Raw genomic sequence first — 13,729 nt, forward strand, 5'->3', positions numbered from 1 at the left:
ATCTCTCTAAGATGTTTTTTGATTATGATGAGATTTTATTGATAATGCTTCTCTCAACTGATCCACGTTAATTAATTTGCTTTTAGAAAGCCCCATCATTACATCTTTAAGCCGCCCAATTACCAGCCATCTGCGTATAGTGGCATCTGAGATACCAAACTGCATGGCAGCTTCACTTATTGTGAGATGATTTTGTTTAAAAACGTCAACTTTCTCCTTGTCGTACACATATTGTTTACGACCGTCCTTTAACGTAATGACTTTGTCTGGAGTCAATATATGATGGGTTGCCATCGTCCATATTGTCTTCTCCCCAACACGAAAAATCTCCTGCAAATCAGTCATAAAATAACCATTTTTAGTTTGGTTTTCCTTTTTGATCTGCTTCATACGTAAAATAAGATCATTTTCATCGTAATATACATCTTTAAGTGTTCCCGTATTGCCATAGCTCATCGTTTTTAAATCATTCTTTAAAGTAAATTCGATTAAAAGGGCAAACGAGAGACCACAATGATTATATTTTTCAAATGCCTTATCAAAGGATATCATAGTTGGGCTTTTAAACGGCACCATTTTGTTCCGGCAGCGGCTTATCAAATTGTTGACTTCATCTCTTAAAAGCTTATTGGATCCATCAGGTGACCGACTAAGCCGAAGTATACCAGCTGAAATGAGCTTTGAGACAGTGTCGCGTTGAAAACCCAGCATCTTAGCTGCTTCGGATCTTGTAACAAAACACTTCATTTGTTTCACCGTTGCTTCAAGTATTTTCTTTTCAATACGATAGCGATTAATCTTTTGTTTTGGAATGATTTTTGTTTGAAGAGCACCATAACGGTTTAATGAATTGATTTTTTCGTATGTGAGACCATATTTGTTTTTTACCTCTTCTCTAGAAAGGTGAGTCCTCTTTCCTAAAAGAGATGGCTCTTCCTTAAATACCGAAAAGTCAGCCCGAACGTTACCACTATCAGCTTGATTGACCCAATAGGTTTGGTAAGCTTTTTTGATAACTTTAAATTCAGGTCGCCACAAAAGCTTTTCAAATTCGGGTTTTTGCATATATTTTATACTTGGATCTTTCTTTTGAAAAGCGTCAAGAACCTGTATGAAATGGTTTGGAAATGCTTCATACATAAAATGGACACTTGCGTATGCATGTGCGCTGTTTTCGGTAGTTTTATCTCTACCTTCTTTATTATAGAAACCCACTACAGGCTTTTTATAATCGGTATGGCGAGTAAGACCTTCAATGATAAACATACTACGGCTGCTTAGTTGCAAATAATTAGCAAGCGACAGATTACCAAATAATGAACATTCCCCTTCTTCAATTAACCTTTGTAATTCCAACTGGGCTTGAAAAAGCAGAGAATCCCGATTTACTAATTGTAGGGCAGCATATTTATATTCAAATCCGCAATGCAGACAGTAGCCATCCATAAACGTATTCATGCTCAAGTCTCTGAAGCAGAATTGGCATTCTTCGATCAGTAACGTTTCATGCTCAAGGCAAACTGCGACCGGATACAGGGTCCAAATTGACTTATAATAATGATCTTGTTGAATACAAATAGGACAATATTTAGCTTTATTTCTGAAAGCTATCTTCTCGTATGCATTGGCACCCATGGACGTTTTAAATCCATGGGAACTCATCGAAACAAGCTCTTGAATATCAAATCCTGTAATATCAGCAACTAGCTTAATGGCATCCATAGTGAAGTCGTTATTATTAATATCAGCGACAGAAATGGACAAATCATCCGCCATGATGCTTACATTAAAGTGACCATTAGCTCGTAATAATCTTTGTAAATAACTAGACAAACTCTCATTTGGAAAAATCCAAGGTATCTGATTCACAAAAACCTCCTAATCTACATTTTAGCCAAGAAATCAGAAAATATATCGTTTAACAGTCATATATATAAGCAAACGCTTATATACTAGTGTTGAGGTGATACTATAAAAACAAATTTAATACCATTCAGAATCGGCGTATTCGCCATATTGAATCAGGTTAATCAGAAAGTTTTCATTGGGTCGGGAAATTTATATTCACGAAAAGCATCAAATTGGAGCCAACTGCGTGCCGGAACACATAAGAATGTTGGTTTACAGAAAGAATGGGACAAGTTTGGTGAAGATCAGTTCAAGTTTGTTATTCTTTTTGAATGCGAGGATGCCGCTGATGTTTCTTTCTTAAACAAATGTGAAAGATACTGGTTAGACTTAACAAAAGCAACACGAAAAGAATACGGCTATAACACAAACAGGCAAGCCCATAAAAATGAAGACTTTGTATTGAAAATTGAGTGTCTGGAAAAGGTCGCCGAATAAAAGAAAGGCATCCATTTTGATGGATGCCTTTCTTTCGTTTCTTCATGTTATGATCTTGCGTATATTTGTTTTAATAATTCCTTTTGCATGGGTTTAATGTTAATGACTTGTCTAATACCTTTAGCTTTCGCTTCAGCTTCTTCGAATGTATCAGCAAGTCCTAGTTCTAATATGGTTCCAGCAGCAACGGTCCCTGTTCTCCCCTTGCCTCCACCACAGTGAAAGGCAACTTTTTTGCCCTCATTGTATGCACTAACTACCTCATCAATGGCTTGTTTAAAAAGATTCGCTTCCGTTTCTTGGGTATTATCATCAAGCGGAATCTTCACCCAGCGTACGTGATCCGACGGATACGCACACTCCGTTGCTTCTTCTCTCAGGTCCACGATAATTTCAACACCTTCATTGATGACCATTGCTTCTACATCGGCAGCCCCGCCCATGAAGATCTTGTCGTCAATGAGTGCATGGTACTTATTTTCGCCATTTTGCATCTTACTTACCTTCTTTCAAAAATTGCTCAATTCGGTTTTTAATCGAATCACGAACTTCAGCAAATTTTGCTGTAATCTCTTCTTCTGTACCGGTCGCTTTAGCTGGATCATCAAAACCCCAGTGCCATCTTTCTGCTTTGTCGTTACGGACGACCGGACAATTATCGTTGGCATGACCGCAAAGCGTGATGATGTAATCAGCTTCCTTTAAAATTTCAGGGTCGATGACATCAGAAGTGTGATTTGAAATATCAATTCCTGCTTCTTTCATCGTTTGAACAGCACGTGGATTTAACCCGTGTGCCTCTAGACCTGCACTTTTCACTTCAAATTTATCACTTCCAAGTGCTTTCAAAAATCCATCAGCAATTTGGCTCCTGCAAGAGTTTCCGGTACACAAGAAGTAAACGAGTGGTTTGTTGTTCATGATTAACGATCTCCTTTATTTTCATTCTGGTTAATTTTAACGTCTCTTCTGGTAAGCAGCCTTACCCATTTTTGAGCTAACCAGAGCTTTGATTAGCCAAGCAATTACCACAAGCGCAATAGTTACAGCAGCAATTAAAACCCAAACATTCATGTTTAATGAATCGATAACGTATAGCCAGATATACAAGCCTGTTAACGTAATAAACAATGTCGGAACCGTGAGTAAAATACCGGTTTTAAAGTAACTGCCCCATGTAATTTTAATATCCTTGCGTGACAATACATGAAGCCACAATAAGGTAGCCAGCGATCCGATCGGCGTGATTTTGGGACCCAAGTCACTGCCGATCACATTGGCATACACGAGAGACTCCCGTATTATCCCTTGCGCATCTGTTCCTTGAATGGCAAGAGCATTAATCATAACCGTCGGCATATTGTTCATAATCGACGACAATATAGCGGCTAAAAAACCCATTCCCATCGTTGAGGCATACAGCCCTTGTTCAGAAATAGTCTCGATAAATCTGCCCAACTCATCTGTCAGCCCCACATTACGAAGACCGTAGACAACGACATACATACCAATGGAGAAGATAACAACTGCCCATGGAGCCCCTTTAACCAGCTTCCATGTTTGAATGGCTGGACTTTTACGTGCTGCCAAAATAAAGAGGACGGCAACCACACCAGCAATCACAGAAACCGGAACCTTTATAAATTGGCTGACCAGGTAGGCAACAAGCAAGACAGCTAAGATGATCCACGAAATTTGGAACAGCCGTTTGTCCTTAATCGCTTCTGCCGGTTTTTTAAGCTGCTTTAAGTCATAGTTACTCGGAATACTTTTACGGAAGAAGATAAACAAGACAATAAGACTCGCCAGCAGTGAAAAAAAGTTCGGAATGATCATCCGGCTGGCATATTCGACAAAGCCGATACCGAAATAATCAGCAGACACGATATTTACAAGGTTACTGACGACAAGCGGAAGTGATGCCGTATCTGCAATAAAACCACTTGCCATAATAAAAGGCAGAATCATTTTCTGATCGAACTTGAGTGCTCGCACCATGGCTAGCACGATTGGCGTTAAGATGAGCGCGGCACCGTCATTGGCAAAAAAAGCTGCTACTGCCGCGCCAAGAAGAACGACGTAAACGAACATCAGCTTGCCATTGCCTCTGGCGAGCCTTGCCATGTACAGTGCTGCCCATTCAAAAAAGCCGATTTCATCCAAAATAAGCGAAATCAAGATAATGGCGACAAAAGCAAGGGTAGCATTCCATACAATCCCTGTAACCGTACCTACGTCAGAGAAGCTAACGACTCCAAAGAGAAGCGCGAGAATAGCGCCTGCAGAAGCCGACCATCCAATGTTTAGCCCCTTGGGTTGCCAGATCACAAAGGTGAGTGTCAGTAAGAAAATTAAAACTGCAATGACTGTCATACTTCCTCCTGTGGACTACAGCAATCGTTATTAAGACAGACTATTTTGCTTTTCATTGACGGCAAGTGTTCATAAATACACTGTACATAGGACTCCGCTGCTGGATTTAACGAATAATATACCCACTGTCCTTTTTTCCTTTCGCTGAGAAGACCAGCTGACTTTAATTTTCGCAGATGTTGGCTGGCATTGGGCTGTGACATACCAATAACATCGGTGATGTCGCAGACACAAAGTTCCTGCTCTTTAAGCAGTGCCACAATTGTCAGCCGCGTTTTATCGGCTAATAATTTATAGGTATCTGCCATTTCTTGTATCTTTTGTTCCATATGTAGCTCCTCCTGTCATTCATCATATTGAGTTCAACATTTAATGACATAATTATATAATTAATCACTTATATAATCAATGACAAATATACAAAGGTATTGAAAACGTGAAAACAGCCTTAGGCTTATTACCCAAGGCTCTTATTATTTATAGTGTTAACATATCCATATGGTCTTACCGTTCTGACAACCTGCATTTTCCCGTCTTATTTTTAGTTAACTTTCCACTTTTCCAAACAGCAAGTCGAGAATTTTTTCATCCGCCTTGCGGTTTTTCCCCTTGTATGGATAGCAGTGGATATGAATGGCTGGATTAAAGTTGATCTCAATAATACTATAATTGGATCCGGCTGCTTCAGATGTAATATCATCTATCATCATGTCCACTCCACAGAAGGTAGCTCCTGCAGCCTTTGCTGATTCAATGGCTAATGTCTTATAGCTCTCTGGAATGTCATCGGTAAAGTCAAGGCTGTCTCCACCTGTACTGATATTGGAGTTTTCCCGTAAATAAACGACTTGACCTAACGTAGGGACCTCACTCCATTGATGGTTATGATTCTTTAAGAATATGGTTTCTGCTTCACCTAGCTGAATCTTTTCTAAAGGTGTCTTATAACCGCGACCCCGAAGCGGATCTTTATTCTTTTCGTAGACGAGTTGCTCAATCGTGTGAATTCCATCACCCATGACATTGGCTGGTACGCGATGCAGTATCCCCACAACCTCATCACCCATGACCATGAATCGATACTCTTTACCTGTCATGAATTCTTCTAGCAGAACCGTCTGATCATGCTTAAACGCCATTTCAAATGCTTTTCGATAGTCTTCCTTGGAGAATGCACGATTAAAGATGGTAATACCCAAACCAAAGTTGGTGGACTTTGGTTTAATGACAATAGTTTTGTCACGGTACATCTCATAGGCAGCCAATGCCTCTTCCTGACTGTGGAAAGCATCTCCATTGGGTACACGAATACCACGTTCTTTAAGAACTTCTTTTGTCACAACTTTATTCTCCATGATCAGTACCGTACTGTAGGAATCAAGCGACGTCTTGGTAGCCTGCTTTACATATTCCGTATGATCTCCCTTTGTAAGCAGGACGAAGTTCTCATGACGGTCAATTAGTTTGAACTTAACCCCACGTTTCACGGCTGCCTTTAGAAGCAATTGTGTTGATAGTTCTAAATCTTCATATCCAACAAAGCGATACCCATTTTTTTCGCTATCCTCGGCATAAACTTTAGCTTTAGCCAAATGATATTTCATGTAAGTGGATTTCTGAATTTCCGACTTAATTTTATAGGCAAAACCCAACTCAGGATGAAGGATTTTTTGCATTTCTCCATCAAGGAGTTGGAAGAATTCTTCCCCATCAGGATTAAGGAGTTGCACCATTTCTTGCATCTCACGGATACAAGCAACCGCCATCTCCTTCATCGTGCCACGGGAGCCCTGAGAATCATTTAAGATACCATCAATGCCCTCAGTGATCACTTGATCATGATTGAGGTCCGCCATCTTCTGGTCTTCCGTACAAAAAAGCTCATCTTCTTTGAGCAGCATAAAAAGAATGAACAGATGGATAAACTTCATCGTTTCTTTACTGATCCCAATCTTATGCAGTGGGTTGAGATCAATCAAGCGCAGCTCTAAGTACGCCACACCATCTTCCACAAGTTCTTTTAATGGATTCAACCCTTTGGCTGTTTTCAACCGAACGGGATTGTAGAATTCCTTTGCATTCAGCAATTCATCTTTCTGAATTAGTGTGTTCAAATCCTGTACGTAGTCATGTATCGAATCAAAGGATACATAGAATGGTTTTTTATTCCGATAACCACATACACTATTCCGAAGCGAATTCATCTTAGGGAAATAGTGACTCTTGTTATCATCTGAATTGCTTAATGACACACACTCTTGGATATAGGTTTTGTCAAAGACTGGACTTGCCCCTGTGAGATAAATAAGCAACCAACGGTACCGAAGCAGGTTGTGTGCAATCCTAAAGTAAATGGCATCCTTGAAGTCTTTGTAAGCTTCCCCCTTGCTTATCGTTTCATGTAGCTTTCGTAAGAACCGTTCATCAAACGAGAAATTATAATGGATTCCACTTAGCAGTTGTCTTTTGCGACCATACTTATCTGCTAGTTCATGACGATACTCATCAGCAATCGGATCATTCATCTTTGCAATCGGGATCTTTTGTTCTTCGGGTAAGATCGGCGGATTACTACTTGTCCACAGATATTCACCTTCAAGCTCTAATGTCACAATGTCCTGTAAAGCTTCCATGAACTGATAGGTCTCTTCAATCGAATCAAAGGCTGGGGTAATCATCTCGATTTGGCTCTCTGAAAAATCTGTTTGGATATAGGGATTCTCCGTTTTACTCCCAAACGCCTTTGGATGTGGGGTCAGCGCCAATTTTCCCTCATGATCTACCCTAACATTCTCTTTCTCCAAACCAAATTGACCTCGAAACAGATCCTTATTTAACGAATTATCAATAATTTGTTTTATGATTTCACGATTTAATAAATTCATATGTCGGACCTTCCTTCTTATTTGTGTAAAATCACGGTTATTAGAACTTTCAACCTATCTATTTTCCATTGCTGCTGCCGCCAAACCCAGCGGTCCCGTTCCAATAATTGCAACAGGTAATACATTTTTTTTACTGGCGTCTACAACAGATCGTTTGGTTTGCAGGAATACATCTCATTATGCTTCTTCTCCTCAATATTATTTGCAAATTGCAAATATATGACTTAGTTAAAGGGATAGTAACTATCCCAGTGGTGTACAACATACACTTGACTTCTCCATACTGGAGTTAAGCAGTTTGATTGCGTTAATGACCATGTCCCGCTCAAACTCAGACATATGCGAGAACACTTCTATTAAATAGTCATTCATCTGTTTATCGATGACTGTAGCAATATATTTTCCTTGCGTTGTTAAGTTTAAAATATAAATTCTACGGTCTTCCGGAAGCGGAGTCTTCTGAACTAGCCCCATTTTCACAAGGCTTTGAACCTGGCGACTAAATGTGGTGATATCCATTGCAAGTCCATCCGCCACCTGCTGAATGGATGGATTATGTTTGCGATCAATTTCATAAATAATATGACTCTGCACCAGGGAAATATCCACTCCCCCTGCGACGCAACAATTTTTATCTAATAGCCCAAACCGTCGCGTCATGATTTGAAATATTTCTCTTAGGTTTTCCACTTCTTTCACCCCTTGAATTATTTATACCTCAATTATTTGCAAAACGCAAATAATTGTTTTGAAATTTTTTTAGCCCTTCCCATATCAAATCAAGATGTGATATAAAAGCGATATAGGACAAATTATAGGAGTGATGATGATGTTTTTAGTACGACCAGCTACAGCATCTGATCTAAGCGAAATATTACATATCTATAATCAAGGAATTGAGGATCGGATCGCCACATTGGAATCCGAATTAAAAGATGAGGTATATATGAACCAGTGGTTTGACAAACATCAGGAGCGGTACGCGGTACTTGTAGCCGAGCAGGATCATCAAGTGATTGGATGGGCTTCCATCAATCCGTATAGTCCCAGAAGCGCTTATGATGGTGTCGGTGACCTTTCCATCTATATTCATCGCAACCATCGCGGCAAAGGAATAGGCAGACAATTGCTTCAAAAATTAGAGACTGTCGGCAAAGAAAATAAATTTTATAAATTTGTTCTATTCACTTTTCCATTCAACAATCTAGGACAAGGCTTATATCATAGAGCTGGATATCGGGAAGTTGGAATATTTCAGAATCAAGGTATCTTGGACGGTGCGTTTATAGATGTGATGGCGATGGAGAAGTTGCTGTAGATTGGAAACTCATGATCTGTTGCTATAATCGTAATTTACATCTTCCTTTCGATAATTGTCGCAGGAATAACTAGGTAAGATGTCGAATAATACAATTCATACATAGGTCATTAGAATGAGAATATACTATATGGAAGAGGATTTTTCATTTGTTGAACTAAAGAATAACAGTGATGTATTATTAAATTGTTTAATGTTTGTGGATTATGAACAAAAACCCAACTAACATTTAATTTTTCGAATAAGTTGACAATTAAAAAATAAGAGTTAACTTTATAACATATTACAAACACAATGTCATACAAGGTTTATGCCACATGATTTGTCAAATGAAATGTCACACGAATTTTCACATGAATTGTCACGAGGGGTTAGATTCTTCAATCTTTCCCCTTTAACTTTTGCTTTGTAAAGTGCATCGAAATAAATAAGTTCAACATATATATGCTTATTACAAAAATACGCCTTTGACCGGGGCGTATTTTTTTATTGCCTTTTGATGCGGAACGGCATAAAAAAACAAAGCGTAAGAGTAACGCTTCGTTTTGGTAGATCTTTTTCAATTTTTCAGAAAATAATACGTCATTCTTTTTCATATTTAGTGAATTTCGAGTCGGATTAATGTCGATCTTTTTCAAACTCTGTGATTTCGGCTTAAGCATTTCCAAACTTAAAGAATGAAAACAAGCTTTTTCAAACTTTATTAAAAAGCATGTTTTCAAAACCGATTAAATTTCAGTGGTTTGAAAATTATTTTTAACACTTAAATCAACAAACCTAGTCATCACAAGGGTTTAACCAGCTAAAATTCCCAAACTTTATTTTCACTTTTGCAAACCTTTTGAAGGATAACAATAAGAAAATCCTTATCGGGACTTTTTGCTCGCATTTATTTCATTTCACATTCCATCTCAACCACACCGGCTATACCCGCAATTCCCACATGTCTTGCACCCTTCAATATTAATCAGCGATGCACTGCCGCAGGATGGGCAGAGATCCCGCGAAGCTGTAGCGTGGCTATGAGCGCTATGGCCGCCATGCTCGGCATCGGCCTGAGCCGCGGCCGGAACACTCGCTTTCAGCTCGGCGTTCAGCGCCTCGGTGAAATCCTCCAGCTCCAGCGTGGCCGCGATCGGAGCGGCCGCATGATCGTCATGTGCATTATTCAGCACATGAGTTTCGAGGGCCTTCGCCACCGCGTCGGCGATAGACTCGACACGGTTCGCGCCGAAGCCGATGGCGCCGGAGCCGCCGATGCCCTTGAGATGCTTGATCAGCAGGCCGACCTTCTCACCGTGGTCGCCGTAGCGCAGGAACAGCGAGCAGACCCGGCCCAGCGCTTCGGCCATGGCGAAGACGTCGGAGCCGGCTTTGCCGACATTCAGGAAGATTTCGGCCGGAATGCCGTCCAGGTCATTAATGGTGATATACGCCATTCCGAACGGCGTGTTGATCTTGTACGTAGCGCCGCGCAGCACCTGCGGGCGTTTCTTGTATTGCTTGTCCACACCGCTGGCCGCAGGCTGCGCAGCAGGCACTGCCGCCACAGTAACAGGCTCAGCCGCTACCGGTTCAGCGTTCTTAGCCTCAACGGTTTCAACCTCAGCCAGTGTCTCCTTCTTCTCTTCCTTCTTCGCCGTTTCCAGCACCTGCACATCGCGGCTGCCGTCACGGTAGATGGTTACGCCTTTGCAGCCCAGATCGAAGGCCATTTCGTACAGCTCGGCGGTTTCCTCTATCGTGAAGTCGGACGGGCAGTTCGCGGTCTTGGAGATGGAGCTGTCTACCCAGCGCTGAATCGCCGCCTGTGCGCGGATATGATCCTTGGCGGACAAATCCATCGAAGTCACGAAGTACTCCGGCAGCTCTTCACCCGGATGGGCTTCCAGCCACTCCTCTGCAATCGGAACGAACTGCTCGTCATAGCCGAGACGGCTCTGGCGGTAATATTTGAAGGCGAAGTACGGCTCGATCCCGGTCGAGGTGCCGACCATCGTTCCTGTGCTGCCTGTTGGTGCCTGGGTAATCACGGTAACATTGCGCATGCCGAGCTCACGGATGGAATTACCGACCTCCGGATATACCTCAGCAATATTGCGCATGAATCCGCTCTGCAGATATTGTTCGGCATCAAATGCCTGGAACGAGCCCTTCTCGCCGGCGATCTCAGCTGAAGCCAGATACGCCTCGCGGGCCATGAAGCCATAGAGCTTGTCCAGGAATTCCAGGGATTCCGGGCTGCCGTAACGGATATTCAGCTTGATCATCAGCTCAGCCAGACCCATAGTGCCCAGGCCTACACGGCGCTCGAGCTTCTGGTTCGCTTCATTTTCCGGGAAATGATAAGGTGTCTTGTCGATAACATTATCCAGGAAACGTACGGAATAACGGGTGGTTGTGGCCAGGTCCGCCCAGTCTACATCATGATTCTCCGCATCGTAGAACTTGGAGAGGTTCACAGCGGAGAGATTGCATACGCCCCAGCCCGGAAGTCCTTGTTCCCCGCAGTTATGAGCGACTACACCACCTGCAATCAGCGAGTGCGTTACAGGCTCAGTAATATCGTATACCGTTACAGTCTCGCCTGGTTCAATTCCCACGACCCGTGACATGAATTTCTCCGTTTTGCGTGAAGGTCTGGCGATCCGCTCCAGGGCTTCCTGTTTTCTGGTAAGCAGCTTGAAGCCGATCTTCTCCTTGAACTCTACAATATTGTTGCCGCTTATAATCAGCTCATAAAATCCGCCGCCCGCATAGCTGCGTTCTTCCCCGTTTATGGTCGTGTAAGAGAACAACGCCTGAGCTTTCTTCTCACGATTATAGATGGAGCTGTTGATTCCGAAATTGAGCAGCAGCAACTGTACACCTTGCAAAAGCTTCTTCGATGCGGATGTCAGCCGGACCGTGCGGTGCATCTCGTCATTCTCATATACCGTACCGTCTGCCGAGAATAATCCTTGCAGGAAAGCTGTAACTGTCTCACGTGAAGCCGTATAGAGAGCGGCCGGAACCTCTTTGCCGGCAGCTTTAACCGCCTTAACACCCAGTGCCTCAAGCTGTTCACGGAAAGACTTACGCCACCAGTATGCCTGCTTGGTACCGTTGCTGCGGTCAAACACCTTAGCGGTCACACCTGTAATGCTCTCCCCGGCAGCAATCAGCGCCGGAATCACTTCGCTGTCCGCTTCACCAAACACCATGCCGATATCACCGCGCCCGGACACCCATCCGTCGCCAGTAAGCCAGCCCAGGAACCAGCCCCACTGCTGTCCAAGTGTATCTTCAGCCGCGAAGCTGCCTTCACCGGACTGCAGATATACACGGTCGTCAGCAGTTAAAGCATGGGCCTCTTTCCAGCCGGAATCGGTATACAAACGATGCTCAGGGGTGACGGATATTTCAACGCCATTTTGCAGGGAAATCTTCAAAGTCTCTCTGGTTCCGGTCGGGAACACTGTAGCCCGTCTCATCTGCAGTCCCGGAACTTCATAGCTTCTACCGCCTACTACCTTCGCTGCTTCAACCAGCCGCAAGTCTGTGCCGACAAGGAAAGATTCTCCTGCTGTCTTCTTGTACAGCTGTTCTATAGTAAGGAGTCCATATTCAGTCGCGATCCGCGTATCCGGGTGGAAGCACGGATTAGTACAAATAATCGGATTGAAATACCAGCTGTTCGACATCTGGTTGTAGTATTCCATGAACACTACGCCCGGCTCAGCCGATTTCCAGGCCGATTCAATAATCGTATGCCATACATCGCGGGCCTTGACGGTACGGTAAGGAATGACGCGGCGTCCATCGGCTTTCCATTTCTCCAGATCCCCGTCCCAGATGGTATCGTAGTCCGGATCAGTTGTATCAGGGAAGACCAGCTCCCAGTCGAGATCCTCCTTAACCGCCTTCATGAAGCCGTTGCTCACGCATACCGACAGGTTGGCATTCGTGACCTGCCCCATTGTCTGCTTCACGGTAATGAAATCAAGCACATCCGGATGCCAGTCATTGATCATCAGCATCAGCGCACCTCTGCGGCTGCCGCCCTGCTCAATCAGTCCGGTGGTATAGCTGAAGAGGCCGCCCCAGGATACAGAGCCGCTGGATGATCCGTTTACTCCCCGGACAATCGCCCGGCGCGGGCGCAGCGAAGACAGGTTAATCCCGACACCGCCGCCGCGGGCCATGATTTCGGTCATTTCGGAGAGTGTCTGCATGATGCCGCCGCGGCTGTCTTTTGGCGAAGGAATAACATAGCAGTTGAACAGCGTAAGCTCCTCGCTCGCCCCTGCCCCGGCAGCAATCCGGCCGCCCGGTACGAGCTTCCAGTCATCCAGAATCGAGCGGAACCTGCTTGTCCACTCTGCCTGCAGCTCAGGGGTCTTCTCTACCGAGGCCATTGCCGCCGACAGCCGGTCCCACATTTCCTCCGGAGTCTTCTCAATGTTCAGCGTCAGCTTCTCCACATCCGACTGCACGAGCTCGCCGCTGCGGGTCCGCACCGTAACAATCCGGCCTGTACGCTCTACAATCTCGCCGACCTCCTTGGTCGGGAACTTCGGATCATCCTTGGTCAGGACCAGCACGACATCGCCAACCTTGGCATTGTTACTGTCCGCATCCTTCCAGGCATAACGGTCCAGAAATATTTTCTCGCTCAGACCTTCAAGACGCTGCTTGCCTTCCACTCTTCCCAATAAAAAAACCTCCCGGATAAGTATTAATGTAGATCCCGTTCCTTGGTGTGGGCTTCATTTTTGTGACCCACAACAACAACTTCCCGCCGGCTGCAGCGGCTTCTGCAAGAACA

General features: G+C 43.7%; 10 protein-coding genes. 2 read left to right on the forward strand and 8 right to left on the reverse strand.

Annotation, left to right across the window (positions count from 1 at the left end; all coding sequences use genetic code 11):
- Nucleotides 1–6 precede the first annotated feature (6 nt).
- On the reverse strand, nucleotides 7–1,869 hold the full coding sequence (locus tag LOS79_RS12790) for a TniQ family protein (protein WP_315420192.1): 1,863 nt from the start codon (nucleotides 1,867–1,869) through the stop codon (nucleotides 7–9).
- A 144-nt stretch (nucleotides 1,870–2,013) separates the two neighbouring features.
- Here LOS79_RS12790 and LOS79_RS12795 point away from each other — a divergent pair, with 144 nt between their 5' ends.
- Nucleotides 2,014–2,346 carry a GIY-YIG nuclease family protein gene (locus tag LOS79_RS12795; protein WP_315422180.1) on the forward strand — a complete coding sequence of 111 codons (333 nt, stop codon included), beginning with the start codon at nucleotides 2,014–2,016 and terminating at the stop codon, nucleotides 2,344–2,346.
- Between the two features lie 47 nt (nucleotides 2,347–2,393).
- Here LOS79_RS12795 and LOS79_RS12800 read toward each other — a convergent pair whose 3' ends face one another.
- The 6 genes from LOS79_RS12800 to LOS79_RS12825 all read right to left on the reverse strand — a co-directional run bounded on the left by LOS79_RS12800 (nucleotide 2,394) and on the right by LOS79_RS12825 (nucleotide 8,294).
- Nucleotides 2,394–2,840, reverse strand: coding sequence for a protein-tyrosine phosphatase family protein (locus LOS79_RS12800; RefSeq protein WP_315420195.1), 447 nt, complete (start codon nucleotides 2,838–2,840; stop codon nucleotides 2,394–2,396).
- Between the two features lies 1 nt (nucleotide 2,841).
- Nucleotides 2,842–3,267 carry an arsenate reductase (thioredoxin) gene (gene arsC / locus LOS79_RS12805; RefSeq protein WP_315420197.1) on the reverse strand — a complete coding sequence of 142 codons (426 nt, stop codon included), beginning with the start codon at nucleotides 3,265–3,267 and terminating at the stop codon, nucleotides 2,842–2,844.
- 36 nt (nucleotides 3,268–3,303) lie between these two features.
- Complete coding sequence (locus LOS79_RS12810) at nucleotides 3,304–4,719, reverse strand: arsenic transporter (RefSeq protein WP_315420199.1); 1,416 nt, start codon at nucleotides 4,717–4,719, stop codon at nucleotides 3,304–3,306.
- A complete protein-coding gene (locus tag LOS79_RS12815) occupies nucleotides 4,716–5,048 on the reverse strand; it encodes an ArsR/SmtB family transcription factor (protein ID WP_315420201.1) in 333 nt (110 codons plus the stop codon). The genes LOS79_RS12810 and LOS79_RS12815 overlap by 4 nt, the downstream gene beginning before the upstream one ends.
- A 216-nt stretch (nucleotides 5,049–5,264) precedes the next feature.
- Nucleotides 5,265–7,604 carry a bifunctional glutamate--cysteine ligase GshA/glutathione synthetase GshB gene (gene gshAB / locus LOS79_RS12820; RefSeq protein ID WP_315420203.1) on the reverse strand — a complete coding sequence of 780 codons (2,340 nt, stop codon included), beginning with the start codon at nucleotides 7,602–7,604 and terminating at the stop codon, nucleotides 5,265–5,267.
- Between the two features lie 243 nt (nucleotides 7,605–7,847).
- The gene (locus LOS79_RS12825; RefSeq protein ID WP_315420205.1) at nucleotides 7,848–8,294 is read right to left on the reverse strand and encodes a MarR family winged helix-turn-helix transcriptional regulator; all 447 of its coding nucleotides are present in this window, start codon (nucleotides 8,292–8,294) and stop codon (nucleotides 7,848–7,850) included.
- Between the two features lie 133 nt (nucleotides 8,295–8,427).
- Between LOS79_RS12825 and LOS79_RS12830 the strand changes: the two genes are divergently transcribed.
- Nucleotides 8,428–8,922 carry an arsinothricin resistance N-acetyltransferase ArsN1 family A gene (locus LOS79_RS12830; protein WP_315422182.1) on the forward strand — a complete coding sequence of 165 codons (495 nt, stop codon included), beginning with the start codon at nucleotides 8,428–8,430 and terminating at the stop codon, nucleotides 8,920–8,922.
- A 911-nt stretch (nucleotides 8,923–9,833) separates the two neighbouring features.
- Here LOS79_RS12830 and LOS79_RS12835 read toward each other — a convergent pair.
- A complete protein-coding gene (locus LOS79_RS12835) occupies nucleotides 9,834–13,616 on the reverse strand; it encodes an LAGLIDADG family homing endonuclease (RefSeq protein ID WP_397386756.1) in 3,783 nt (1,260 codons plus the stop codon).
- Between the last annotated feature and the right edge of the window lie 113 nt (nucleotides 13,617–13,729).

It is taken from the genome of Paenibacillus sp. MMS20-IR301, assembly GCF_032302195.1.
Classification (GTDB): Bacteria; Bacillota; Bacilli; order Paenibacillales; family Paenibacillaceae; genus Paenibacillus_AQ.

Coding starts and splice junctions, on each gene's coding strand:
- LOS79_RS12800 (WP_315420195.1), bottom strand. CDS start 2,840: ATGCAAAATGGCGAAAATAAGTACCATGCACTCATTGACGACAAGATC.
- arsC (WP_315420197.1), bottom strand. CDS start 3,267: ATGAACAACAAACCACTCGTTTACTTCTTGTGTACCGGAAACTCTTGC.
- LOS79_RS12810 (WP_315420199.1), bottom strand. CDS start 4,719: ATGACAGTCATTGCAGTTTTAATTTTCTTACTGACACTCACCTTTGTG.
- LOS79_RS12815 (WP_315420201.1), bottom strand. CDS start 5,048: ATGGAACAAAAGATACAAGAAATGGCAGATACCTATAAATTATTAGCC.
- gshAB (WP_315420203.1), bottom strand. CDS start 7,604: ATGAATTTATTAAATCGTGAAATCATAAAACAAATTATTGATAATTCG.
- LOS79_RS12830 (WP_315422182.1), top strand. CDS start 8,428: ATGATGATGTTTTTAGTACGACCAGCTACAGCATCTGATCTAAGCGAA.